Source organism: Nocardioides renjunii, from assembly GCF_034661175.1.
Classification (GTDB): Bacteria; Actinomycetota; Actinomycetes; order Propionibacteriales; family Nocardioidaceae; genus Nocardioides; species Nocardioides renjunii.
The window spans coordinates 2,268,122-2,292,811 of the sequence record NZ_CP141058.1 but is presented as its reverse complement, the minus strand read 5'-3'; the positions used below and the strand labels follow the sequence as shown (position 1 = coordinate 2,292,811).

Genomic DNA, 24,690 nt, shown 5'->3' with positions numbered 1-24,690 from the left:
GCATGAAGGTCCTGGTCACCGGCGCCTCCGGGCTCCTGGGGCGCACCACTGCCGGGCTGCTCGTCGCCCGTGGTGACGACGTCACGGTGATGCAACGCCGCCACGCCGGTCTCGACTGCCGCGAGGTGCTCGGCGACGTCGCCGACCACGAGGCGGTCGCGCGCGCCGTCCGCGGCCAGGACGCCGTCCTGCACCTGGCCGCCAAGGTGGACGTGGTCGGTCCGCGGGCGGCGTACGAGCGTGCCAACGTGACGGGAACAGCGACCGTCGTCTCCGCCGCCCGTGCAGCCGGGGTGGGACGGTTCGTGCAGGTGTCGTCCCCGTCGGTCGCGCACACCGGCCGACCGCTCGTCGGCGCCGGTGCGGAGCCGGCCGACCCGAAGCACGCCCGCGGGCACTACTCGCGCACCAAGGCCGCCGCCGAGGTGCTCGCCCTGTCCGCCGACGGGCCCGACCTCGCGGTGCTCGCCGTGCGTCCGCACCTCGTGTGGGGCCCAGGGGACGTCCAGCTCGTCGCCCGCCTCGTGACCCGCGCCCGCAGCGGGCGCCTGCCGCTGCTCGGCGGCGGCACCGCGCTGATCGACACCACCTACGTGGACGACGCCGCCGCGGCGCTCGTCGCTGCGGTCGACGCCTGCGGACCCGACGCCCACGGGGAGGCGCTCGTCGTCAGCGGCGGGGACCCCCGACCGGTGGCCGAGATCCTCGACCGGGTCTGCCGGGCGGCCGGGGTGCCCCCACCGCGGCGCCACGTTCCCGTGCCCCTCGCGCTGGCCGCCGGCGCGGTCGCCGACCGGGTCTGGGCGGTCACCGGGCGTACGGACGTCCCGCCGGTCACCCGGTTCCTCGCCGAGCAGCTGACGACGGCGCACTGGTTCGACCAGCGCCGCACCCGGACTCTGCTGGGATGGGCTCCCACCGTCGGGCTCGAGGCGGGCTTCGAGGCCCTCGCCGCGTGGTACGCCGCCACCTCGCGCTAGCCGGCACAGGAGCGGGCCGCCACCGCCCACCCACCACGCGCCGCCTCCGGATAGTCCCCATCGAACGGGTCGTCCGGGGCCCGTTCCAACGACCCGTTTGATGGGGACTACCGGGGCAGGTCGCGGGGGGAATGTGGTCGGTCCCGCCTCAAGGGTGGAACACCCACCCCGCTGGACGCCGTACGATCCGAGCAACGACCGGCGGTAGTGGGGACTCCGCTGATCGGGACCCCGACGGCCTCCCGTGGCTGCCGGGTTCCCCTGGGGGGAGCACGCCCCGCGGCCGGATCCCCTCGTGGCCGCGGGGCCTCTGCCTGCTGCCCGACGTCGCGATCGGGGAGGAGGTTCTCCTCGGACGGGCGGGTGACCCGGACGGGCCACCTCGGCATGGTCTGGACGGGGGGTGCCGACATGGCTCCTGGGGATGAGGAGCCCTAGTCATCGCAGCATCGTTGTGCCTAGGTTGAGCGCTTGCGGGCAACACCCCCGAGTGCCCGCGCTCCATGCACGAGTGACAAAGGAGTCCTCGATGGTCAGCAAGCGTTCTCGACGATCTCTCGGCGTTGCCACAGCCGGTCTGATGGTCGCCTCTGCCGGTGCGGTGATACCGGTGACGGCGTCGTCCTCGGCCGCGGCACCCGCCGGCAAGGCGTGTGACAGCCGCAACAACAACAGCTACTCCAAGCTGCTCGAGTGCGTCTCGGCGGAAGGTGTCACCAAGCACCTCCAGGCCTTCCAGGCCATCGCCGACGCCAACGGCGGCACCCGAGCCACCGAGACCCCCGGCTACCGGGCGAGCGTCGACTACGTGGTCGAGGTCCTCGAGAAGTCGGGCTGGTCGGCCGACGTCGTGCCGTTCACCTACAACGCCACCGACACGGTGCTCCAGCAGGTCGCGCCGACGCAGACGGCGCACCCCCACGCCGGCGCGACCGGCACGGGTGAGGGCGACGTGACGGAAGCCGTCGTACCGGTCGACATCAACCTGGCCGGCACCCGGCAGAACACCAGCGGATGCGAGGACGCCGACTTCGCCGGCTTCCCGGCCGGCTCCATCGCGCTCCTCCAGCGCGGTGGCCCCCCGGCACCCGCACCCACGTGCTCCTTCCGGGTCAAGGCGTTGAACGCCGAGGAGGCCGGCGCCTCCGCGGTCATCATCTTCAACCAGGGCGACGCTTCCGCCGGGGATCGCTTCGGCGTGATCAGCCCGACCCTCGCCCCGACCGCCGAGGACCCGATCGTCGTCGACATCCCCGTCGTCGGCACGAGCTTCGCGGCCGGTCAGGCCCTGGCCCAGCCGGGTTCGCGGGCGCGGGTCGCCGTCGACTTCCGCGAGGTGACCGACTTCAACGTCATCGGCGAGCTGGAGGGCGAGGTCGACGACAACGTCGTCATGGCCGGCGCCCACCTCGACTCGGTGCCTGCGGGACCGGGCATCAACGACAACGGCAGCGGCTCGTCCGGGCTGCTCGACGTGGTCGAGGCCATGGGCAACTCCAAGCCCCACAACACCGTGCGCTTCGCGTGGTGGGGTGCCGAGGAGATCGGCCTGCTCGGGTCCACCGCATGGGTGGGGCAGCGGACCCAGGCCGAGAAGGACGAGATCGCGCTCTACCTCAACTTCGACATGATCGGCTCGCCGAACTACTACTTCGGCATCTACGACGCCAACGAGTCGAGCTTCGTGGCGCCCGTGCCGGTGCCCGAGGGCTCGGAGCACATCGAGGGGACGCTGGAGTCGTTCTACACCGTGCGCAGCGAGCCGTACGACGACTCGGCCTTCAGCGGACGCAGCGACTACCAGGCCTTCATCAACAACGGCATCCCGTCCGGCGGCCTCTTCACGGGCGCGGAGGTCGTCAAGACCCCGCAGCAGCAGGCGATCTGGGGTGGTGTCGCCGGTGAGTCCTTCGACCAGTGCTACCACCTGGCCTGCGACACGATCGACAACGTCAACCAGAAGGCGCTCGACGTCAACTCCGACGCCGTCGCGTTCGCCGTGCTCACCTACGCCTACTCGACCGAGGGCGTCAACGGTGTGCCGGGTCGCAAGGTGCCGGGCAAGTTCACCATCCCGGCTCCCGCCGGTCCGGAGCACACCTTCGCCGGGCCCCTCGGCGGCGACGACGGCCACGACCACGACCACGAGGCCGAGGCCAGCTGAGGTCGCTCGGGGCCTAGCCCGCAGCAGCATCGTTCGGCCGGGGAGGGCGACACAGTCGCCCACCCCGGCCGGACGTCGTTCTGGGTGACCATCGCTCGAGGACGATAGAGAGCTGCGCCGTCCTCGGCGTGCGAAACTCAGCGGATGGCGCCCACCGATGACGAGAAGTGGCTCGCACGGAACGGCGCCGGGCTCGACGACCCCGGATCTCGGGACCAGGGGCGGTAGATGGACTTCAGGGACTACCGAGCTGCGCGCCACCGGCGACTCGTCGAGATGGCGACCGAGCTCGGCGTGCCGGCGGACCAGGCCGCGGAGGTGGTCGATCGTGTGATCGAGGACCAGCGGCGCCGCATCGTTCGATCTGCCGACCCCGACGAGGTCGTCGTTCCCGCGCTCCGGGAGGAGGTGCTCGGCCGGCGGTCCCGCGGCCCCTCGCTCGCGGTCTTGGTGCTCGCCGCTGTCGTCGCGGCGGCGTTCGCGGTCGCGATCGTGACCGGCGCGCCCGACCGCGAGGAGGTCGAGCGGAGGGCCGCGACGGTGCCCGCCCTCGTGGGCCTCACCTCCGCCGAGGCCGTCAGCGCGCTGGGGCGCGCCGGGATCGCGACCCGGGTCGACCCGGTGCCCCAGTGCGACCCGGCCGGGCAGGTGCTTGGGTCCGTGCCGCCGTCCGGCGACACGGTCGGGCCCGACGAGGTCGTGGTCGTCATCGCGACGGCGACGCCGTCGTGGCGCTGTCCCGCCGACGCCGCCGGCCGCGTCCAGGCGTGGGCGTTCCTGCGCTTCCTCGTCTCCGGCTCGGCCCGCCCGCGCCTCGCGCCCGAGGTGCGGCTCTACGTCGACGGCGAGGCGGCCGGGACGGCCGACGGGACCCAGTCGGCCACCTCGCCCGACTGGCGTCGGCGCCTGCGCGACCCCGTCGTGGCCTACGCGGTGCGCCCCGTGGCCAACGACCTGGGTCAGCCGGTCGTCTCGATCACGCGTGGGTCGCCACCGCCCACCACGTGCGGCGTCCCCACCCCGAGCCCGTCCGGCGTCGCTGGGGCTCCCACCCGAGTGGTGCTCACAGCCAGCGGCGCACGAGCCGGCGACGGGCCGGGGGACGGACCAGAGCTCGGGTGCCAGCTCACGATCGACCTCTTCGAGGACGACGACGGAGCCATCGCGGTCGTCTCCGTGACCCTTCCGGGCGGCAGTGGTCTCGGACCGCCGCCCTGGGTGCGGACCCGCGACGACCAGGACGCACTCGACGACTGACCGCTGATGCTCGTGCGCCGAGGCACGGTCAGGTGCGCTTCTCGCACTCCCAAATCTTCTCGTCCTGGCACACATCGAACCCGCCCGAACGCCCCATCACGATGTCCTTGCCCGCCTTGGTGGCCGTCACCCGGGAACGGCTCATGTTGGCGCGCACCCGGTCATGGCTGCCGAGCTCGAGCAGCAGCTCGTTGCGCCCGCCGTCACCCTTGAGCCGTGTCGACCTCCCTCCCAGGCTGTTCGACTCGTAGGAGTCCTTGCCGCCGCGGAGGGCGACGTCACGGTCGTACGTCGTCGGCGCGACGACCTTGACGTGCTCGGTGCCGCTGGTGCCGCGGAACGTGAACCGCCCGCGCTCGGCCGACGTGGTGAAGACCAACCGGTCGACTGGCCGGTCCAGGCGAGCACCGTGTCGGCGCCGGATCGAGGTGCGTAGCGACTCAGCTCGTGCGCTCAGCGCGCCAGATCCGGACGTCGGGCTACATAGGGTGGGCCCAGATGGGAGGTCACTGATGAGCGGTCCGGTACAAGTCCGGCAAACGTTCGTGACGGTGCTGGTTGCGCTGGTTGTCGCGATGCTTCCGGGCGCCCCGGCCGCGGCCGGACAGCCACGCGCAGTCGTACGCGTCTGTCCGGAGACGGAATCTTCGAAGGAGGTTCTCGCCTCGTCGGTGACTGTGCGGTTGACAGAGGTGGAGATGCTCCGCGTGACGCGCGCTGGCCCAGGATTCACAGCGGATGCTCGGGTGCTGAGACAAGGCACCGCCACAGCGTCCGTGACGGTGACAAGTGACGTGTGCCCGGACGGGGTGTCCAACCCCGCAACGGCGACGAGGCGGCTGGATCGGTCCGTGTCACGCCGGGCGACGGTCCGAGACCGGACGGCAGCATCCAAATCGCTCGCGACCCATCTGGCTCTGACGGCCGCGAAGGAGAAGGCCCGCGAGCGCATGCGCAAGGCGCTCATCGTGGCGGCGACCCGGCAAGCGAGGGACGAGGCTTCGGACGTGTCGAGCTTCGGACCGTAGTGGTGGGCCTCGAGACGCTTCCGTCGCAGCGGTGCCAAACCGCAGTGACGCACCCGGGCCGCAGGGCTTCCGGATCTCGGGCTGGGGCGATCTCACAGGCGGCGATATGAGTGGCGTCGCGATCGCTCACCGGGTGGGCCGAATGCCCTCTACGCGTCAGCCGCTTCCCGGGTAGCCACACGTAGGTGGTGAACGATCCGGCCGAGGCTTCGAGCTCTGAAGTACGCGGCGGGATCTTGTCGGTACAAGTCCCAGGAAGCCGACTCATCCAAGACAGCACGGAGTTCTTCGAGCGCTGCGTCGTCGTCGGGTGAGAACTTCGATGAGAGCGCCAGATCGGCAAGTTCCCTCACCAGGCGCTCCTGGTCACTGCTCGAGTGACCGTCCCCGGTGAGCCTCCTCCAACGGCCGACGGCGAACAAGGCTGCCACTCTCTGGTGCCCGTGCCAGGTCGTGAGCGCGTTGGGATTGGGGTCGCTCCGTCGCGGAACCCGTTGCCCGGCGCGCTTTGCGGACCGCCGCTCTGCCGCATAACTACCTAGTTCTTCCTGCCACAGGGAGTGCGCCTGCCGGAGCACCGCAACCGCCGCGACAAGGGCAGCTTCGTTCGACCGGTAAGGCCCAGCGGTCGACTCCAGGTAGTCAAGGGTCGCGTGGAAGCCGATCGGGGAGTACTTCTCCGCGCATTGGTGCAAGGCGATCACCCGGGCGCCCATCGGCAGGGCGCTGGACTGAGCCCTTCTCGCCGCCTGCTGGAAGGTCACGATCGGATCGTATTCGTGTTGTCAGCCCACGATCGCGTCAGATGCTGCGCGTCCATCGCGGCGGATCCGGTCGTTGCTGCTAGTCCGACAGGTCGCGCTCCCGATCCCGACGTCCTTGGTCGATCGCAACGAGGACACAGGCCGCAGCGCCCAAGGGCAGGAAGTCCAAGACCCCCACACCGTCTACGAGGTTGCTGACGAACAGCAGGGCGCCAACCACCACCACCGCAACCTGAAGCGTCCCGCGCTTCCGTGCTGACATGAGGCCCCCCTCGGCTGAGTGCCAATCTACGCAGGCTCCCACCGGCAGATCGAGGCGAACTGATCGCGGCAGATCCGGACGTTAAAGCACTCCGTTCAACGCCCCAGCAGCCCGAGCGCGGCGTCCACGATGGACGCCGTGTCGAGGCCGTGCAAGGCGTAGGCGTCGGCGAGGCTGGTGGACTGTCCGAACTCGGAGACGCCGAGGCACCGGATGCGGTCCCCGCGCGCCCCGGCGAGGAACGCGAGCGTGTGCGGGTGCCCGTCCTGGACCGTGACGAGAGGCGCAGGTGCGTGGGCCGGGAACAGCTCGTCGATGACGTTGCCGTCGCGTGCAGCGCGGTTGCCGCGCTGCTGGAAGGACCGGAAGACCAGGTCGGGGCTGGTCAGGCAGACGACCCCCGTCCGGACGCCGCTCGCGGTAAGGACCCGGGTGGCGTCGATGACCTCGGGCATGAGGGCGCCAACGCCCACGAGCGTGACCTCGTCCTGGTCGGCGGGATGCTGGCTGAGGCGGTAACCGCCGGCGATGGCCTGCTGGCGACGGCGCTCGAGCAGCGCCGGCTCATCGGGCACCTCTGCGAGAGCCGGGTCCAAGGGTCGCGTGGAGAGCCGGAAGTACGACGACGTGCCACCCTCCACCCCGACGCGACTGGCCGCGTGAAGGAACGTCCATTCGAGGTCCTGGGCGAAGGCGGGCTCCCAGGCGATGCAGCCGGGTTGCTCGAGACCGATGGAGGGGGTGGTGATGGACTGGTGCGCGCCGCCCTCGGGCGCGAGGGTGACGCCGGAGGGGGTGCCGACGAGGATGGACTGTCCGCCGGCGTAGATGCCGTACGACCACGGTTCGAGGGCGCGGCTGACGAACGGGTCGTAGATGGTCGCGACGGGGATGAGACGCTGGCCCCAGCGTGACCAGGTGGTGCCGAGCTCGCCGAGGAGGCCGACGAGGTTGACCTCGGCGATGCCGAGCTCGATGTGTTGTCCTGTCTCGCTCTCGGACCAGCGCAGGACTCGTTCGCGGTCGTCGGCGAACCAGTCGTGGCGTTCCTTGACCGACCAGACGCCGGTCTTGTTGATCCACCCTCCGAGGTTGGTCGACGAAGCGACGTCGGGACTGCAGGTCACCAGCCGGGCAGCCAGCTCCGGGGCGTCGCGCACGACGTCGGCAAGCAGCCGTCCGAGGGCGGCCTGGGTGGAGACGGGCTTGCGGTGCGGGTGCCCCAACGCCGTCGGCACCTCGACGGCTCCGGTCGTGGTGGTGGCCGGGCGGGCGAGCGCGTCGGCGCGCTGCGTGCAGAGCCGCCCGGCGGCGGTGTCGGTGGGGAACGGGGCCCACGGGTCGGTCGTGTCGATGCCGCAGACGTCGGCCAGATGGCGCATCTGCGGTTCCGTCAGCAGGGCGGAGTGATTGTTCGGGTGGCCCTCGGTGGCCAGGCCGCGGCCCTTGATGGTGTACGCGAACACGACGGTCGGGCGGTGGTCGTCGGCACCGTCGAAGGTGTCCACGAGCAGCGGCAGGTCATGCCCACCGAGGTCCCGCACCGCGTGGGCGAGGTCGTCGGTGCCGAGCGAGCCGACGAGGTTGCGCAGGGCCAAGGAGTCCTGGCCGGCCAGGATGCGCTCGGCGACCTCGCCTGCCGGGACGCGCAGCATGCGCTGGTACTCCTCGTTCGGCATCTCCTCCAGCCGCCGCCGCAGCTCGGCGCCGCCGGGTCGCTCGAACAGTTCGGAGACGAACTGGCCCCACTTGAGCGTCACGACCTGCCAGCCCGCGGCGGCAAACATGCCCTGGAGGCGTTCGATCTGGATGTCGGGTACGACACGGTCGAGGGACTGCCGGTTGAGGTCGACGACCCACAGCAGCTCGCCGAGCGAGGCGACCTGGGGGTCCGCGACGGCCTCCCAGATGGCGCCCTCGTCGAGCTCGGCGTCGCCGAGGAGACTGACGAACCGGCCCGCGTCAGGGGTGTCGGCGAAGTGGCTGCGAGCGTAGCGGTGGGCGATGGCGGCCCACAGCGCGGCGGTGGCGCCAATGCCGACGGACCCGGTGGAGAAGTCGACGGTGTCGGGGTCCTTGAGCCGGCTGGGGTAGCTCTGGAGGCCGCCCTTGTCGCGCAGGGTCGTCAGGTAGGCCGGGTCGAGGTCGCCGAGCAGGTAGTTGATGGCGTGCAGGACCGGGGAGGCGTGCGGCTTGACCGAGACCCGGTCCTCGCCGCGGAGCGTGTGGAACCACAGCGCGACCATGATGTCCACCATCGAGGCGGATGAGGCCTGGTGGCCGCCGACCTTCACGCCGCTGCTGTTCGGGCGGCCGCGGTTGGCGGCGTCGACGATCGCGGCCGAGAGCCAGAGCACCCGTTGGGCTACGGAGCGGAGCACATCGCCGGACTCACCGGCCCGGTCGACGGAGGCTCCGGAGGTATCGGAGGTATCGGAGGTGTCGGCAGTTGTGTCGGTCGTGGTCGCCGTGGCAGGCATGTGGAACTCCTCGTTGCGTTGCACCAAGAATGCACTATGCTGCACTTCATGGACAACCGGGCGAACGAGCTTTCCGCCGCCATCGGCGGCAAGGTACGTGGTGAGCGACAGTCGCGGAAGTGGACGCTTGACCAGCTCGCCGAGGCCACCGGCGTCAGCCGCCGCATGCTCATCAACGTCGAACAGGGTTCGGCCAACCCCAGCGTCACCACGCTCCTGCGGATCAGTGACGCGCTCGGCATCGGACTGCAGGCGCTCGTGGCGGTCCCGCAGACCAAGCGCGTGAAGGTGGTTCGTAGCGGCGAGGGGGCCGCGTTGTGGACCGGTCCCGGCGGCGGCCGCGGGGTCCTGCTGGCTGGCACGACACCGCCGGACGTGCTCGAGCTGTGGGACTGGACCCTGGCGCCCGGGGACCGGCACGACAGCGAGGCCCACGTGCCTGGCACGAAGGAGATCCTCCAGGTACGTGAGGGCAGCGTCACCGTGCGGGTCGCCGACCAGGTGGAAGTCCTCGCCGTAGGCGACGCCATCTCCTTCGCCAGCGACGTCACGCACTCCTATGCCAACGACAGCGACGAGCCGGCGCGCTTCGCGCTGACGGTGTTCGAGCCCGGCGTGGGCGCCTCAACCACCGCGGAGCCGAGCCATGACTGAGAACCACCCCCGCCCCGCTGACCTCCAGGCGTTTCTGGCCGCCGCACAGGTGGACCCCGCCGTAGTCGCCCTCCGCCCGGACTACCGCGTGCTGCTGCTCGCGGTGGACGGCATGACGCCGGGCGCCAGTGACGACGCCAGCGAACGCATGCTGGTGCGAGCCGAGTCGGTCGCTCGCGAACTCCTCGCTGGCACCGCGGTGGAGGACCTGCCGCACGTCACAGCCTGGCGTGAGGCGTACCGGTCCTTCGGCGCCAAGCCGCAGCGCACCCGCAACAGCCTCGAAGCCCTCGTGCGCCGAGCCGCAGCCGGCCTGCCGCGGGTCAACCGCCTCACCGACGTCTACAACGCCATCAGCGTCATCCACCAGGTGCCGCTCGGGGGCGAGGACCTCCCGGCGTATGCCGGTCCACCGCGACTCGTCCGCGCGACAGGCTCCGAGGTCTTCGACACCGTCGCGGCCGGTGCCGACGTCGACGAGAACCCCGAACCGGGGGAGGTCGTGTGGCGCGACGCAGTCGGTGTGACATGCCGGCGCTGGAACTGGCGCCAATGCCGCCGAACTCAGCTCACCCCGCAGACCACGTCGGCAGTCTTCATCCTCGACGCCCTGGCCCCGCTGTCCGATGGGGCCCTCGTCGCCGCCGGTGACGAGCTCGCCGAGCACCTTGCACGCCTGGGTCCCCGCGTCGAGGTCGCCACCCGCCTCATCGCCCCAAGCACCTCGACCGCCCCGACCGCGCCGCAGCACCGACAGGACCACCCGTGATCTGCTGTCAGTTCATCTTCAAGCCCGGCACCTACGACGACGAGTTCCACCGCCTCGACGCAGAGATTGACGACTACGCCAGAGCCCTGCCGGGCTTCGACCGGGTCGAGAAGTGGCTCTCGCCCGAGGGGGACGTCGTCAACGCCATGTACTACTTCGCCGACCGCTCGTCCGTCGCGCAGCTCGGCCGGTTCCCACAGCACCGCCAGGCCAAGGGCCAGGTCGCGCGCTGGTACGACGGCTACCGCATCGTCGTCTCCGACGTCAGCGCCACCTACGGCGACGGGCGCCTCCCAGCGCCACCCTCCGCCCACACCACCCCAGACTCAGCCACCACCTCAGACCCCCCAGCCGGCCAGCCGACCGACCGGGCCACCCATCAGGAGCAGTCATGACCCAGGCCCCGACGGCCGGCACCCGCCCGGACAAGCACGACTTCGCCACCCTCACCGGCAACACCTGGTCGGTGCACGGCGGCAACCACGCCGACGAGACCACGGGCGCCATCCGCACCCCCATCGTCATGGCGAACTCCTACCGACTTCCCGAGGACCCCAGCGACATCGACCACCCCGACTACCAGGGTCTGGTGTACACGCGCGAGCACGGCGCCAACCAGCGCGGCCTCGAGGAGAAGCTTGCCAAGCTCGACCACGGCGAAGCCGCCGCCGTGTTCGGCACCGGCATGGCCGCACTGCACGCCGCCTTCTTCACCATCCTCAACCCCGGCGACCACGCCATTGTGTCCAACGTCGTCTACATGCGCGTCGCTGGGCTCTTCACCGACGTGTTCCCCCAGAAGCTCGGCATCGAGGTCGACTTCGTCGACATCACCGACCTCGACGCCGTCCGCGCCGCCCTCCGCCCCAACACCCGCCTCGTGCACACCGAGGTCATCGCCAACCCCGACCTCCGCGTCGCCGACATCCCTGCACTCGCCGGCATCGCCCACGACGCCGGCGCGCTGCTGACCATCGACTCGACGTTCACGCCACCACCGATGATGCGCCCCCTCGACCACGGCGCCGACCTCGCCATCCATTCGCTGACTAAGTACTACAACGGCCATGGCGACGCGATGGGCGGCGTCGTCATCGGCGCCCGCGACCTGGTCGAGCCGACGCGCACCGGGGCGATGTGGCACGCCGGCGGCGCCATCTCCCCGTTCAACGCCTGGCTCATCATGCGCGGCTCCACCACGCTGCCGCTGCGTCTACAGCGGCAGTGCGAGAACGCCCAGGCGGTCGCTGAGTTCCTCGAAGCGGATCCCCGCGTCGTGCATGTCTCCTACCCGGGACTGGTCAGCCACCACCAGCACGCCGCCGCCGTGTCCCAGCTCTCCGGCGGCTTCGGTGGTGTCGTCTCGTTCGCCATCGGCGGCACCCACACCGACCGGCTGACGTTCGTCAACGATCTGCGCGTCATCACCTCCGCGGTGAGCCTGGGTCACGACGAGACCCTCGTCGCCTACGAGGAGTACCCCGAGGGCCCCGCCAAGGCATTCGCGCAGCCGTTCCGAGAGCACGGGCTCGTCCGCCTCGCCATCGGTCTCGAGGCCGAGAACGACCTCATGGCCGACCTCGGAGCCGCCCTCACCACCGCCTACGGACCGCGCTGACCATGCCTGTCGAGACCACCTTCGCCATCGTCGACGCGTTCACGACCGAGCACCCGTTCTCCGGCAACCCGGCCGGGGTCGTGGTCCTGGACGCCTACCCCGACGACGCGTGGATGCAGGGCGTCGCCAATGAGCTTCACCAGGCCGAGACAGCGTTCCTCGTGCCGGCGCAGGATCCGGCGTCGTTCCGGCTGCGCTGGTTCACCCCGGTCGCTGAAGTGGCCCTATGCGGTCACGCCACCCTCGCCAGCGCGCATTGGTTGTGGGAGAGCGGGACAGTCTCCGACGGCTCGACGATCACCTTCACCACCGCCAGCGGTCCCCTGAGCGCGGTGCGTGACGGCGACCAGGTCGTGCTGGACTTCCCGTCCGTCCCCGCCGAGCCGGTGCCACCATCCGCCGACCTGCACGCCGACCTTCGCGCGGCACTCGACGGAGCGGTCCCGGTCTGGACGGGCATCGCAAGCAACGACGACCCGGGAGAACGCAACGTGCTCGCGATCCTCGAGACCGAGGCCGCCGTGCGCGGTCTCGCACCCGACCTGCAGGCCATCACGCAGCTCCCGGCCGGCGGTCTCATCGTCACCGCGAAGACGCGCACCGGTGGAGTCGTGTCCCGCTACTTCGCCCCCGCCTACGGCATCCCCGAGGACCCGGTCACCGGCTCAGCCCACTGCACCATCGGTCCCTATTGGCAAGACCAGCTCGGCACCACCCTCCTCGCCGAACAAGCATCACCGCGCGGCGGAGCACTGCGAGTCGACACCGGCACCGCCGGACGGGTGCACCTGTCCGGGACAGCGCGCACCGCCGTCACCGGGCTCATCCACTGACTCACCCCGTCCCACCGGCGCACGCACCCGTGCCGACGCATCGCTGCCACCCACCCCGAGGAGCACCATGGCCCAGCCCGCACCCCCAGTGGCGCCACGACTGCTCACCGGTCTGAGCGCCTTCCCCCTCACCCCCCTCACCGACGAGACAGACGCAGGCATCGACGAAGGCGCGTTCCGTACCCTCGTCACCCGAGCCGCCGCCGCGGCGGTCGACTCGATCACCGTGCTCGGCTCAACCGGCAGCTACGCCTACCTCGCCCGCGACGAACGCCGTCGCGTCGTGCAGCTCGCTGTCCAGGAGGCCGGGGACGTTCCCGTGCTGGCAGGCGTCGGCGCCACCCGCACCCGCGACGTGCTCCGCTACATCGACGACGCCCAACAAGCCGGCGCCGCCGCCCTCCTACTGGCACCCGTGTCCTACCAGCCGCTGTCCGACGAGGAGGTCTACGCACTGTTCGAGGACGTCACCGCCGCCGTGTCGGTCCCGGTCGTGGTCTACGACAACCCCGGCACCACCCACTTCACCTTCAGCGACGACCTGCACGCCCGCATCGCCCAACTCCCCGCCATCGCCTCCATCAAGATCCCACCCGACCACGACGGCCCCGACGCTCTGCGGGAGCGCGTCGACAACCTCCGCTCCCAGCTCCCCGCCGGCGTGACCATCGGCATCAGCGGCGACGACGTCGCCGCTGAAGGCCTCAACGCCGGCTGCGACACCTGGTACAGCGTCCTCGCCGGCACCGTCCCCGACCCGTGTCGAGCCATCGTCGATGCCGCTGGCGCTGGGGACGCCGCCCGAACCGCCGAGCTCTCGAACCGGCTGATGCCGCTGTGGAACCTGTTCTTCGACCACGGCAGCTACCGAGTCACCTCCGCGGTCGCCGAAGAACTCGGCCTGGTGGCGCACCCGAACCTCCCCCGTCCAGTCCGCGGACTCGACCCGACGACCCGCCACCAGGTTCGCGACGCCATCGCCACCATGCGAGCCAACGGCGTCCCCGGCCTCGACCCCGTCAGATGACCACCCGCCCACACCGCCACGGCCACGGCCACGGTCACGGTCACGGCAGCAACGTCCAGTCCGACCCCCTCGCTCAACCGACACTGAGAGAACAACGATGCGCCAGCTCCACGACCCCCACCAGCGCGACTTCGCCTCCGACAACTACGCCGGAGCACACCCCGAGATCTTGGCCGCGCTGGCACAAGCCAACGGTGGACACCAACCCGCGTACGGCGAGGACACCTACACGGCGCACCTGCAGCAGGTGATGAAGGAGCACTTCGGCCCGGCCACCGAGACGTTCCCGGTGTTCAACGGCACCGGCGCCAACGTCACCGCCCTCACCAGCTTGCTCCCACGCTGGGGCGCCGTCATCACCGCCAAGAGCGCCCACATCAACGTCGACGAGAACGGCGCCCCCGAACGCATCAGCGGCCTCAAGCTTCTCCCCATCGAGACCTCCGACGGAAAGCTCACCCCCGACCTCATCGACCAGGAAGCCTGGGGATGGGGCGACGAGCACCGTGCCCAACCCCTTGCCGTGAGCATCACGAACAGCACCGAGCTCGGCACCCTCTACACCGTCGAAGAGATCCGGGCCATCGCCGAGCATGCCCACTCCAACGGGATGGTCCTCCACCTCGACGGCGCCCGCCTGAGCAACGCAGCCGCAGCACTCGACGCCCCCTTCCGCGACTTCACCACCGACGTCGGCGTCGACATCGTCAGCTTCGGCGGCACCAAGAACGGCATGCTGTACGGCGAAGCCATCGTCGTTCTCGACCCGACAGCCTCCGAAGGGCTGCTGTTCCTGCGCAAGCTCTCCATGCAGCTCGCCTCGAAGATGCGGTTCGTGTCGGCCCAGTTCCTGGCACTGCTCACCGGCGACCTCTACCTGCGCTCCGCCAGGCACGCCAACGCCATGGCCGCGCGGCTGCGTTCGTCACTCGAACAAGCCGATCTGCCGGGACTCGAGTTCACCCATGCCACGCAAGCCAACGCCGTGTTCGCGGTACTACCCCCCGGCGCCGCCGACGAACTCCGGCAGCAGTTCAGGTTCTACGACTGGAACCCTGCTATCGGCGAAGTGCGGTGGATGACCTCCTTCGACACCACCGAACAGGACGTCGACACCTTCGTAGAAGCCATCACGGCAACGCTCAAGAAGCGCTAGGAGCCCAGTCGTCCCTGCTCACTCGGACAAGGGGCTTTCGGCAACGTTGGCTACCGGATCTCGGCAGATCCGGTCGAGCTGATCGCGGCAGATGAGTGCGCACTCCGTCCGCGCCGAACCCCGGTTGTCTGACACGCTGGCTCCGTGGAGGTCATCGCGCAGGCGTGGAACGACGACGGGGAGTACCTCGGTTTACATGCTTTGCTCGACGTAGTCCAAGCCAACGACTGGACATGGCATCTGGAGGAGTTCCACGGCACGACTGTGCCGGGCGTAGGGGTCAACGCCCTCGAACTTGAGAAGCGCCTGATCGCGGCGAGCCGGTGTCTTTCGCATGGGATGAGTTGCTGGTCTTCGCGGCGAAGGTGGACCAGTTGATCGATGGGCGCATCTCAGCCTTCATGCCCGAAGAGGCCGAGCCGCTGTTGGTCCTTGAAGCACTCGACAGCACCTATTGGAGCTTCGCGGCACTCGATCGGCACGCACCTGCTGCGGCGGTACTCGACCGCGTAGCAGCGCTAAGCGACTGATCGCTCATCGGCAGATCCGGGCGCCTAAGCGGCGCTGTCGGGGTCGACTCCGAAAAGGCGCACGAGTCCGCGTCGGTGAGCGTCACGCTGCTCGACGTAGATGACGAAGGTCTGGTCTGACCGCGCCTTGTTCCGTGCCCAATCAAGGACCTCCTCGACGTCGGCTACATCGCTCACCCGGTACTCGTCGCACTGCCACATCGCGTGCTCTTGCGCGACGCCAGCCGGCGCGGGCGGCTGATGCCAGAAGTAGACGCAGTAGACCGGCCAGTCGACTTCCCACTGGGTGTCCCGAGGATCTACGCCTTCGACGATCACGCGGACGAGCCTATGGGCAGGGTCGTCCGGTCATCGGAAGATCCGATCGAGCTGATCGCGGCAGATCGGGATGTCGTGCGCCCTCAGTCCCAGCCGAGGAACGCGGAGACTTCATCGCCCAGCAGATGCCTCACCCGCGCCCTGTCGGCTGGCGAAGCCTGACCGAGCACGTAGACGAAATCCTCCAGAGCACGCACGTCGTCCTCGGGCGTCGCATCCTCGGGTCGGTTCTCGACAAACAGCACCAGGTCGCGAAGAGCCTCCGCCAGCAGCGTCGTCAGGTGGTCCTCGGGCACGGCCAGCAGGCTAGCGCCGACAACTCCGCTCATCGAAGATCCGTGAGCTGGCCCCGGCAGATCCGGACGCTGGAGCAGCCGTTCGTCACCCCACGGAAACTACCCGGGGGTCGGCGTCTCGGGTTCCCACCTGGCCGAGGCGGGCCGCGGCTCAGCTCACGTCGACCGCGACGTCGTAGCTGACGTCCCCGATGTCGACCTGGGTGACCCGGACGGTGACACCCAGCTCGTCCTCACCGTCTGTGAAGGTGCAGCGCATGGTCGTGCCGACCACGGCGTCCAGGTCGCCTGGGCACTCGATGGCGTCGGGCGCGGTCCCCACCAGCTCGGTGACCTTGTCGCCGACGCCATTCTCCAACTCGGCCTGCGGCACCGCGTTGACACCACAGCCGCTCAGGAGGACCAGGGCGATGGCAACGGTGGCTGGAGCAGTCCGGGGTCGGTTCATGACTCTCGTTGTATCACCCACGTCGAGGTCACCCGGGCCACGATCATGGGGTCCGTCGGCGGGGAACATGCGCACTGAAACTGGTGAGTTGCCTTGGCTTCGGTGGCCGTAGCCATCCCTCTGCCCACGTGCCCTCGCTCGCCTCGAGTGCGCGGCCCCCCCGCAGAGAACATGCGCCCCGTCCTCAGGCCGGATGCTCTTGCCGACATCCGCTCATCGGCATGTGCGGATGCTCGGATCGCGGCAGTTCCGGACGTGAACGGAACCTCACGCGGTCCGTGGTCAGACGCCCCCGCCGCCGCCCATGGCCCACACCCACGGCGAAGACGAACGTGGAGGCGCACCGGGCTCACTTCCCTCGGCAACAAGGCGGACGTGCGTCCCGTTGTGCACCGTCACCCATGTGATGCCCTTGCCCGGGGTGGCGCCGTCACGAAGCAGCTGAGCGACTTGGTGCCACGTCAGGTCCGGACCTGACGTGCTGATCACTGTCTGCATGGAACGCACGGTTTCCCCTGCGAGCAGACGGAAGGCGGTACGACGCATGGCCACCAGTGACGCACAGGCGGCGAGGAGTGACTCCAGGAGGAACTCCGGGAAAGCCACGAAGGCCACGAGCGGCGGGACCAGCATCGAGCCCCACCACAGCAGCCGTGACATCTGCGTTGCCCGTCTGACTCGCGTGACGGCCAGGTGCCACGTATCGCGAGCAACCTTCATGACTGCAGTATGCAGCAAGGACGTGGTCTGACCGGGTCGATCGCAGCGTCCGGGACGACCTCGACAGTGCAATCTCATCCGCGGATCCGGGCGAGCTGATCGCGGCAGACCCGGGCAGTTCAGTGGAGTCCTCTCGTGGCGTCGTCGACCGCGTCCGTGTCGGCGCCGTCGCTCGTCGTCCAGATCTCGACAAGTTCCCTTTTCGGCGGTCGAATGGACGAGGACCACCGATGCGGAGGTGCACGATGGGCATCGAGACGGCTCGGGACCGCGATGGCCTTGTTCGCCTGATCGTCGCGGCTGCGGGCTACGGCAAGTCCGCGGCCCTCGAGATCGCCTGTCCGGCTGACGGCCTCGTCGCCCCGGCCACGTCGCTGCTCGACGGCGACCTCCCCGCCGTGTCGTTCTTGGGCGTTGACGACGTCGACCGCCTCGACGCGCACGACCAGCCGCGGCTCGCCCACCGGCTCGGACAGGTGCCGCCCTCCGTGACCCTGATGCTCGCCTCGCGCACGCCCGTCGCTGCTGCCGCCCTCGCACAGCTCCGTGGTCCGGTGTTTCGTAGCGGTCCGGCCGACCTCGCGCTCGGCGAGTATCGCGTCGCTCGAGTGCTCGAGGAGGAGTACGCCATCGACGACCCCGAGGCGGCATCGGCCGTGGTGGAGGCGACCGATGGCTGGCCGGCCCTGGTCCACTTCGCGGGTGACGTCCTGCGTCGAGATCCGACAGCCGACATCGTGGAGCACCTCGCGCGGGCGGGGTCCGGGTGCGCGGGTTGGGTGGACGCTCACGTGGCGGCACTCCTGCCTCCCGGAACCGCGTCCCTCCTCGGAACTCTGTTCAGGCTCGGGCCTGCCGTCCCGGGCGTCATGACCGCTCTCGTCGACGCTGTGCCGGGCCCGCGCGCCACCGATCCTGAGGCTGTCCTGCGAGAGCTCGAGGAGACCGGTCTCGTGGTGCGACGCCCGGGTCTCGACCGGTCGGGGCCGCCGACGGTCGTGCCGGTGGTGGGCGCGTGTCTTGCCGACCGAGCGGCGGCCGTGCCTGGCGAGGTGCTCGAGCGGGTGGCGCGGGCCTACGAGGAGGAGGGGCTGTGGCTGTCGGCGCTGCGCGCGTGGACCACGGCGGGTGACGAGCGGGCGGTCATCGCCTTGGCGACGGAGCACGGCCGTCTCCTGGCGCGCGGGGGACACCCGGATGAGGTGGCTGAGCTGCTGGCTGCGGCAACCGACCCGAGCGTGCTGCTGGTACGAGCCGAGGCCCTGCGGCTTGCGGGCGACACGGAGGCGGGGCGCCGGATCCTCCGCCCGCTGCTCGAACAGAGCCGTGGGACGGATCTGCCGCCCGGGCTGGCGACGTGCCTGGCGGGTTGCCTCTACACCGAGGGCGATCACCGGGCAGCGCTCGCCGCCCTGGACCGCGTGCCGGACGTCGGAGCTGGCTCGGGCATCGTGCGCGTCGAGTGGCTGGCCGCTCGGGCACAGGTGCTGTCCATGCTGGGTGGACGAGGTGCGGCTGCTGACGTGGCGGCGCAGGCACTGCGGGAAGCTGTGGAGGACGGCACGCCGGGAGCGCTGGCAGCGGCTCACCTGGCAGCCTCCCGGGTCTCCACCGGCACCCGCAAGGAGCTGCACCTCGACCGGGCGCTGCGGCACGCGGTCGAGGCGGGTGACCTGGCCACCGCCGCGGGTGTCCGGGTCAACCAGGCCCATCTCCTGCTCGCCGGCGCTCGGTTCCTGGAGGCAGCGCGCGTCGGACGGGAGGCGGTTCGACTGTGCACCCTGGCTGGTGGGTCGGGACGCCTGCCGGCCGCGATGCACAACCTCGGCGAGGCGCTCATGCGGATCGGCGACTACGGCGAGGCTGCGTGGCAGTACCGCCGGGGAGCGGCTGTCTCCAGCAGGCTCGGCGCCGGCCGCGCAGGTCTCGGCCTGCTGGGGATCGGCGAGATCCATCGAGAGCTCGGTCGCGACGAGCAGGCCAGGGCGGCGTACGGCGAGGCGGTCGACCTCGCCACGGCGACGGGGGAGCTGCAGGTGCTCGTGCCCGCGCTGGCCGGGCTGGCTCGCCTCGAGGCCGGCCACGGCGACGATCGGGCCATGGCGACCGCCACCCGGGCGGTCGAGCTGGCGACACCCGCCCTGCTGCCCTTCGCGCTGCTGGGGCTGGGATGGACGGCGGTGTCCCTGGAGCAGTGGCCCGTGGCTCGGGACGCCGTGGAGCGAGCCGTCCGGGAGTCTCGCGACCAGGCGGCCGCCGACCTGCTGGCCGAGTCGCTCGAGCTGGCCGCAGCCGTGGAGACCGACCCGCACCGGAGCAGGATGCTGCTGAACGAGGCGTTGTCGATCTGGTCCGCCGGCGGCGCGACCCCGGCCTGCGCCCGCGTGCAGGTCGAGCTCGGGCGCCTGGTCGGTGCCGACGCGACCGCTCGGGCCACGGCACGCGACGCCGCCAACACCCTGCGCCGGCTGGGCGTGCCCGAGTCGCGGGTCCTGCACGGCGCGGGCTCGAGCGATCGCGCCATCCGGGTGCGTGTGCTGGGTCGCTTCCGGGTCAGTGTGCAGGGCCGCGTGGTACCGCTGCAGAAGTGGCGTTCGCGGCAGGCGCGCACGCTGCTCAAGGTGCTCGTCGCGCACCGTGGTCGTCCGGTGTCCCGTGAGCGGCTGTGTGAGCTGCTGTGGCCCGATGACGACCCCGTCCGGACCCCGCACCGGCTCTCGGTCCTGCTCTCCACGGTGCGCACGGTGCTGGATCCGGACAAGGCGTGGCCGGCGGAGCAGTTCGTGGCCTCCGACGGCCGGGGCCTGTGGTTGAACCTCGACACGGTCTCGGTCGACGTGGAGGACTACCTCACCGACGCCGACGAGGCCGCTTCCTTGTTGCAGGAGGGACGGGCCGAGGCCGCGCTGCTGGTCCTGGCGGACCTCGACCGACGGCATCCGGGTCAGGCGTTGGAGGACGAGGCCGACGAGGCGTGGGCCGCGCCGCTGCGCGAGGAGGTCCGCATCGCCCAGCTGCGCACGTTGCGCCGCCTCGCGACGACGCTCGGCCGGTTGGGGCGGGCCGCGCAAGCCCAGGACACCCTCGTCCGGCTGCTCGCGATCGAGCCGTTCGACGAGCAGGTCCACCGGCTGCTCGTCCGCTCGCTCGCTGGGTCCGGTCGACATGGCGAGGCCGAGCGGGCCTTCGACCGGTGGCGCGAGGCGATGATCATGATCGGCGCTCCACCACCGGAGCGCGGGCCGCGGCTGACGGACGTCTGACGACGCCTCCGCGACCCCGGATCGGCGGTTGTGACCGCGTTGTGACGGGTGCGTGCGACCGTCCTGGCATCAACCGCGACTCTCAGGAGACCACGCCATGGACCACACGCACTATCACACCTCGTCACGCCGCCGCGCCCGGGTCGCCCGTGCAGCGCTGGCCGCCGGCCTGTCGGCTGCCGTCCTCGCCCCTGTGGCGGCGGGCGCCGTCCCGGTGGTCAGCGGCGACTGCGGTGCCGGCGGGCTGGTCATCGTCGGGGGCGCCGGCCCCGACGTGCTCACCGGCGGACCCGGCAACGACCGCATCTTCGGGCTCGGCGGCGACGACGTCCTGATCGGCGGCGGCGGTGACGACGTGCTGATCGGCGGTCCCGGCGACGACGCGTTGTTCGGAGGGCCCGGCAGGGACTGCCTGGCGGGGGACGAGGGGAGTGATGACCTGCACGGCGGCTACGGGGATGACTCGGTGCTCGGTGGGGTGGACGACGACTTCCTCGGTGGCGACGCCGGAGATGACCTCCTCGACGGCGGCGACGGCTGGGACTCGCGTACCGACAGCCAGGGCAACGACAAGGTGCTCCGCGTCGAACACTGAAGACCGTGACGCCGGCCCGGCGGCGCTCAGCTCCGCCGGGCCGGCGTCGTCCTGCGGGTCGGGGTCAGGCCGACGTGTAGCCGACGATCAGGTCGGACACCGACAGGGAGCCCGGACTGGGGACCAGCACCCGCAGGTCGTTGTCGGTCCTGTCGAGCACCGAGCGGTCGAAGATCTCGACCAGCGTGCGCTTCGGGGAGGACGTGAACGTCTCGTTGACGATCTCCGTCCCGTTGATGGAGACGACGAGGTTGGCCTCGGCGTTCGACAGCGGGTTCACGGTGTACGACAGGAAGGGCCGGTCGTCCCGGCTCGTCGACGCCGAGAGCCCGGGTGCGTCGAAGACGAACTCGACATCGCGGTCCCCGGTTCCCGGTACGGGGATCGCCGCGGTGCTGTCCTGGATGCTGCGGTGGATGGTGGGCATGACTGACTCATCTCTGCTGATTGGAGAGGCCTGCGCCTCGGTCGGCGAGTGCTTCGCCGTCTAGGTCCTACGGTCGTCGACGTCCCTCATCACGAGATCAGAGCGAGGTCACAACGACTGCTCAGCCGCTCGGGCCTGCCGAGGACGTCGCTGAGCACGAGTCGTCACTCACGGCTCGCGACGGCTGGGGCGCGGCACCGACGGTCGGCGTGAACGGCTCGATCTCGGGTACGAGAGCGCGTGACGGACACACAGAACGGATTCATGTCGACGATCGGCGCCCAGGCCCCCGAGGGCGACGACGGACGAGCAACGCTGACGGTGGACGCCGACGAGCGGCATCTCAACGCTGCCGGCACCGTCCACGGCGGGATGCTCGCCACCCTGGTCGACGCGACAATGGGTGCCGCCATCCGGAGTGCCGTGGACGGGGAGACTCCTGCCACCAGCCAGCTCACGATCACCTATCTGCGCCCCGGCAAGCCAGGCGAGCTGCGCGCCACCGCCGAGGTCCGCAAGCGGGGAGAGAGCCTCACCGTGTGCGAGGCCGACGTCGAACAGGACGGCTCGTCGCTCGTCCACGCGCTCGCAACGTTCGCGCTGCTCGAGGACTGACCTCCGCAAGTGTGTCGCGCCCTCCACCCGGTGCGCGATGCTCCGGGTCAGGAACTCGAACCACCGTGGCCTAGCGTGGAACGCGCGCCCCGGAACACCGTCGTCTATCAGGAGATCACCATGACCATCGCTGACATCGGACCTCAGCCCCAGAGCTTCGACCTGGAGAAGGCAACGCTGGCCAACGACAACTACCGAGCCGTCGCATGGTCGGGCACGTACCTCCAGGTGACGCTCATGTCGATCCCGCCCGGCGACGACATCGGTCTCGAGTCGCACCCCGAGACCGACCAGTTCCTCCGCGTCGACGGCGGGCGCGGTCGCGTGCAGATGGGCTCCGCCGAGGACCAGCTCGACTTCGACCAGGTGGTCGAGGACGGCTGGGCGATCATGGTCCCCGCCGGCACCTGGCACAACGTCACCAACACCGGCGACGAGCCGCTCCGCCTGTACGCGGTGTACGCACCGGTGCACCACGCAGCGAACGCTGTGCAGGCGACGGCCGAGGACGCCGAGCGGGACGAGCAGTCCGGTGCGGACGAGCCGCCGGAGTGGTCCGTCCAGCCGAGCGAACACGCGTCGGACGAGCACGCCTGAGCTCCCCTCGCCGCGACGTCCCGACCCGGGACCAGCCCGTCCGTTGCCGGAACATTGCGGATGGCGAACGACCGGATCAGGTGTCACCGTGGCGGCATGCCGCTCACCTTCGTCGGAACCCTCGATCGCTCCGCAGTGAGCGCCGCGCTCGACGAGATCCGGGAGCTGGTCGGATCACCTGAGGTGGCCCGTGCGTGGGAGCAGGAGTCGGCGCTGGCGGGCATGACCGTGGGTGGCGTCGCCCGTCACCTGGTCAGCCAGTCCGAGTGCGCGGTCGAGTTCCTGACCACTCCCGGGCCCGCGGACGCTCCCGTGATGACCCTGGTCGGGCACTACGACCTGGTCGACTGGTGGCGTGCGCCGGTCGACGCTGCCGAGAACACCTCCATCCGCGACGACTTCAACCACATGGGCCTGGCCGGGCACGCGGAGTGCGTCGAGGCGCTCGTACGGTCTCGTGCCGAGCTGGACTCGGCGATCGGCGCGGCCGGTCCCGTCACGTACGTGCCGTGGCAGGACTGCTCGTTGCCGACCGACGACTTCCTCGTGGTGCGGCTGATGGAGATCGTGGTGCATGCCGACGACCTGGCCTGCAGCGTCGGCGTACCGCCCCCGGCGCTCGGTCCGGACGTGCTCGAGCCCGTGCTCGCGCTTCTTGCGGCACTGGCCGCGCGGCGTCGCGGCCAGACCGGCGTGCTGCGTGCGCTGAGCCGGTTCGAGCGCTCGGCCGGCTCCGTCTCGGCCTTCTGACACCCGATCACGATCCCGCGGCTCGATCGCTGGCGGCCTCGAGGATGTGGTCGGCCGCGTCCCGAGCCCCTGCTCCGTCCCGGAACGGCTTCCCCATCTCGGCGGCTCTCGCCGCGTACGCCGGCTTGCTGAGCACGGCCTGGATGGCCTGACGGATGTCGTGCACCGAGGCCCTGCGGCTGACCTCGAGGCCGACCCCCGCCCGCGCGACGGCGGTGCCGACGAGTGGCTGGTCCGCGTGACGGCTCATCGGCATCACCAGCACGGGCACCCCGTGGGCCAGCGCAGCCATCGTCGTGCCGTGACCCCCGTGCCCGATCAGCAAGCGCACCCCCGGCAGGACATCGGCGTGTGGCTCCGGCCGGCGGAGCTCGACGTTGGGCGGGACCCGGAGTCCCGAGGCGAGCAGCGGCTCCATCGTGGCGACAGCCGTCATCGGCAGACCAGCGATCGCGTCCAAGGTCCTCTGCAACGCGTCCTGCTGTCCGGGGTAGCTGATCGTGCTGAAGCTGACCAGCACGGGGTCGTCGTCCCGCAGCTGGGCCGGCCGGTGCACCGGCGGCACGATCGGACCCGTCTGGTGGACGCCCCGGGCGGGAACGAGATCCGCGCGAACGCGGTCGAGCTCGGGCGCCGTGGTGACGATGGCGCAGTCCGCGGGACATCGGGTGGGATGCGTGCGGGTGAGCCGCAACCACATGCCGATCGGGCTCGTGGTCGACCACTGGCTCGTCCAGTATCCGGAGAAGGCGTGCATCAGCAGGACGACCCCAGCTCCGGAACGTCGAGCGGCGCCGAGCGCCACGGGTGTCATGCAGTCCACGACGACCACGTCGGCGGCTGATCGCTCGAGCTCGCTGGTCAGGTCGGTGGCGATCCCGCGGTCCGACGCCACTCGCAACCACTGGAGCATGCTCCGCAGGCCCGGGTTCGCCGAGTGAGGGCTCCATGGACGAGCGTGGCGGAAGGACGAGAACGAGATTCCAGCCGCTGCCACGGTGGACGCCAGTTGCGGGTGACCCAGGACGCGCACGTCGTGACCGCGCTCGCTCAAGGTGCCCGCCACCGCCAGGGTGGGTGGGACGTTGCCGCCTGCGTGGGGCGTGACGAAGAGGATCCGTGTCATGGGCGTGGGTTCT

General features: G+C 70.5%; 25 protein-coding genes. 16 read left to right on the top strand and 9 right to left on the bottom strand.

Annotated features, from left to right (window positions below; translation table 11 throughout):
- Positions 1-2 precede the first annotated feature (2 nt).
- From SHK17_RS10885 to SHK17_RS10875, 3 genes are all read left to right on the top strand, one after another.
- Positions 3-980 carry an NAD-dependent epimerase/dehydratase family protein gene (locus SHK17_RS10885; RefSeq protein ID WP_322919208.1) on the top strand — a complete coding sequence of 326 codons (978 nt, stop codon included), beginning with the start codon at positions 3-5 and terminating at the stop codon, positions 978-980.
- 580 nt (positions 981-1,560) lie between these two features.
- Positions 1,561-3,144, top strand: coding sequence for a M28 family peptidase (locus tag SHK17_RS10880; protein ID WP_322919207.1), 1,584 nt, complete (start codon positions 1,561-1,563; stop codon positions 3,142-3,144).
- 228 nt (positions 3,145-3,372) lie between these two features.
- Complete coding sequence (locus SHK17_RS10875; RefSeq protein ID WP_322919206.1) at positions 3,373-4,401, top strand: PASTA domain-containing protein; 1,029 nt, start codon at positions 3,373-3,375, stop codon at positions 4,399-4,401.
- Positions 4,402-4,429: 28 nt separating this feature from the next.
- Here the strand turns inward: SHK17_RS10875 and SHK17_RS10870 are convergent, their stop codons facing one another.
- The 3 genes from SHK17_RS10870 to SHK17_RS10860 form a co-directional block, all read right to left on the bottom strand.
- On the bottom strand, positions 4,430-4,780 hold the full coding sequence (locus tag SHK17_RS10870; protein ID WP_322919205.1) for a hypothetical protein: 351 nt from the start codon (positions 4,778-4,780) through the stop codon (positions 4,430-4,432).
- A gap of 798 nt (positions 4,781-5,578) precedes the next feature.
- Positions 5,579-6,193, bottom strand: a complete 615-nt coding sequence (locus SHK17_RS10865) for a hypothetical protein (RefSeq protein WP_322919204.1) — start codon at positions 6,191-6,193, stop codon at positions 5,579-5,581.
- Positions 6,194-6,550: 357 nt separating this feature from the next.
- Positions 6,551-8,935 carry a transketolase-like TK C-terminal-containing protein gene (locus SHK17_RS10860; protein ID WP_322919203.1) on the bottom strand — a complete coding sequence of 795 codons (2,385 nt, stop codon included), beginning with the start codon at positions 8,933-8,935 and terminating at the stop codon, positions 6,551-6,553.
- 48 nt (positions 8,936-8,983) lie between these two features.
- Between SHK17_RS10860 and SHK17_RS10855 the strand changes: the two genes are divergently transcribed.
- From SHK17_RS10855 to SHK17_RS10820, 8 genes are all read left to right on the top strand, one after another.
- A complete protein-coding gene (locus tag SHK17_RS10855) occupies positions 8,984-9,589 on the top strand; it encodes a helix-turn-helix domain-containing protein (RefSeq protein WP_322922023.1) in 606 nt (201 codons plus the stop codon).
- Entirely contained in the window at positions 9,582-10,358 is a 777-nt protein-coding gene (locus tag SHK17_RS10850; protein WP_322424333.1) for a B3/B4 domain-containing protein, read from the top strand. The genes SHK17_RS10855 and SHK17_RS10850 overlap by 8 nt, the downstream gene beginning before the upstream one ends.
- Entirely contained in the window at positions 10,355-10,753 is a 399-nt protein-coding gene (locus SHK17_RS10845; RefSeq protein WP_322919202.1) for a hypothetical protein, read from the top strand. Before SHK17_RS10850 ends, SHK17_RS10845 begins: the two co-directional genes overlap by 4 nt.
- Positions 10,750-11,976, top strand: coding sequence for a trans-sulfuration enzyme family protein (locus SHK17_RS10840; protein ID WP_172271928.1), 1,227 nt, complete (start codon positions 10,750-10,752; stop codon positions 11,974-11,976). The genes SHK17_RS10845 and SHK17_RS10840 overlap by 4 nt, the downstream gene beginning before the upstream one ends.
- A 2-nt stretch (positions 11,977-11,978) precedes the next feature.
- A complete protein-coding gene (locus tag SHK17_RS10835; RefSeq protein ID WP_322919201.1) occupies positions 11,979-12,809 on the top strand; it encodes a PhzF family phenazine biosynthesis protein in 831 nt (276 codons plus the stop codon).
- Between the two features lie 67 nt (positions 12,810-12,876).
- On the top strand, positions 12,877-13,836 hold the full coding sequence (locus SHK17_RS10830; protein ID WP_322919200.1) for a dihydrodipicolinate synthase family protein: 960 nt from the start codon (positions 12,877-12,879) through the stop codon (positions 13,834-13,836).
- Between the two features lie 97 nt (positions 13,837-13,933).
- Positions 13,934-14,992, top strand: coding sequence for a threonine aldolase family protein (locus tag SHK17_RS10825; RefSeq protein ID WP_322919199.1), 1,059 nt, complete (start codon positions 13,934-13,936; stop codon positions 14,990-14,992).
- Positions 14,993-15,336: 344 nt separating this feature from the next.
- Complete coding sequence (locus tag SHK17_RS10820; protein WP_322919198.1) at positions 15,337-15,522, top strand: hypothetical protein; 186 nt, start codon at positions 15,337-15,339, stop codon at positions 15,520-15,522.
- Between the two features lie 24 nt (positions 15,523-15,546).
- Here the strand turns inward: SHK17_RS10820 and SHK17_RS10815 are convergent, their stop codons facing one another.
- From SHK17_RS10815 to SHK17_RS10800, 4 genes are all read right to left on the bottom strand, one after another.
- Positions 15,547-15,840 (bottom strand): hypothetical protein, encoded by a 294-nt coding sequence (locus SHK17_RS10815; RefSeq protein WP_322919197.1) that lies wholly within the window; start codon positions 15,838-15,840, stop codon positions 15,547-15,549.
- An 83-nt stretch (positions 15,841-15,923) separates the two neighbouring features.
- Complete coding sequence (locus SHK17_RS10810) at positions 15,924-16,136, bottom strand: hypothetical protein (RefSeq protein WP_322919196.1); 213 nt, start codon at positions 16,134-16,136, stop codon at positions 15,924-15,926.
- 151 nt (positions 16,137-16,287) lie between these two features.
- Positions 16,288-16,584, bottom strand: a complete 297-nt coding sequence (locus SHK17_RS10805; protein ID WP_172271946.1) for a DUF4333 domain-containing protein — start codon at positions 16,582-16,584, stop codon at positions 16,288-16,290.
- A gap of 282 nt (positions 16,585-16,866) precedes the next feature.
- Positions 16,867-17,304 carry a hypothetical protein gene (locus tag SHK17_RS10800; RefSeq protein ID WP_322919195.1) on the bottom strand — a complete coding sequence of 146 codons (438 nt, stop codon included), beginning with the start codon at positions 17,302-17,304 and terminating at the stop codon, positions 16,867-16,869.
- Positions 17,305-17,549: 245 nt separating this feature from the next.
- Here SHK17_RS10800 and SHK17_RS10795 point away from each other — a divergent pair, with 245 nt between their 5' ends.
- Both SHK17_RS10795 and SHK17_RS10790 read left to right on the top strand, forming a co-directional pair.
- The gene (locus tag SHK17_RS10795) at positions 17,550-20,567 is read left to right on the top strand and encodes a BTAD domain-containing putative transcriptional regulator (protein WP_322919194.1); all 3,018 of its coding nucleotides are present in this window, start codon (positions 17,550-17,552) and stop codon (positions 20,565-20,567) included.
- 97 nt (positions 20,568-20,664) lie between these two features.
- Positions 20,665-21,162 carry a calcium-binding protein gene (locus tag SHK17_RS10790; RefSeq protein WP_322919193.1) on the top strand — a complete coding sequence of 166 codons (498 nt, stop codon included), beginning with the start codon at positions 20,665-20,667 and terminating at the stop codon, positions 21,160-21,162.
- Positions 21,163-21,226: 64 nt separating this feature from the next.
- On the opposite strand, the gene SHK17_RS10785 is transcribed toward SHK17_RS10790, so the two are convergent.
- The gene (locus tag SHK17_RS10785) at positions 21,227-21,589 is read right to left on the bottom strand and encodes a hypothetical protein (RefSeq protein WP_322919192.1); all 363 of its coding nucleotides are present in this window, start codon (positions 21,587-21,589) and stop codon (positions 21,227-21,229) included.
- 264 nt (positions 21,590-21,853) lie between these two features.
- Here SHK17_RS10785 and SHK17_RS10780 point away from each other — a divergent pair, with 264 nt between their 5' ends.
- From SHK17_RS10780 to SHK17_RS10770, 3 genes are all read left to right on the top strand, one after another.
- A complete protein-coding gene (locus SHK17_RS10780; protein WP_322919191.1) occupies positions 21,854-22,204 on the top strand; it encodes a PaaI family thioesterase in 351 nt (116 codons plus the stop codon).
- 120 nt (positions 22,205-22,324) lie between these two features.
- On the top strand, positions 22,325-22,801 hold the full coding sequence (locus tag SHK17_RS10775) for a cupin domain-containing protein (RefSeq protein WP_322919190.1): 477 nt from the start codon (positions 22,325-22,327) through the stop codon (positions 22,799-22,801).
- A 96-nt stretch (positions 22,802-22,897) separates the two neighbouring features.
- Positions 22,898-23,551 (top strand): maleylpyruvate isomerase N-terminal domain-containing protein, encoded by a 654-nt coding sequence (locus SHK17_RS10770; RefSeq protein ID WP_322919189.1) that lies wholly within the window; start codon positions 22,898-22,900, stop codon positions 23,549-23,551.
- A gap of 7 nt (positions 23,552-23,558) precedes the next feature.
- Here the strand turns inward: SHK17_RS10770 and SHK17_RS10765 are convergent, their stop codons facing one another.
- Positions 23,559-24,677: a glycosyltransferase gene (locus SHK17_RS10765; RefSeq protein ID WP_322919188.1), complete on the bottom strand. Its 1,119-nt coding sequence runs from the start codon at positions 24,675-24,677 to the stop codon at positions 23,559-23,561.
- Positions 24,678-24,690: the final 13 nt, after the last annotated feature.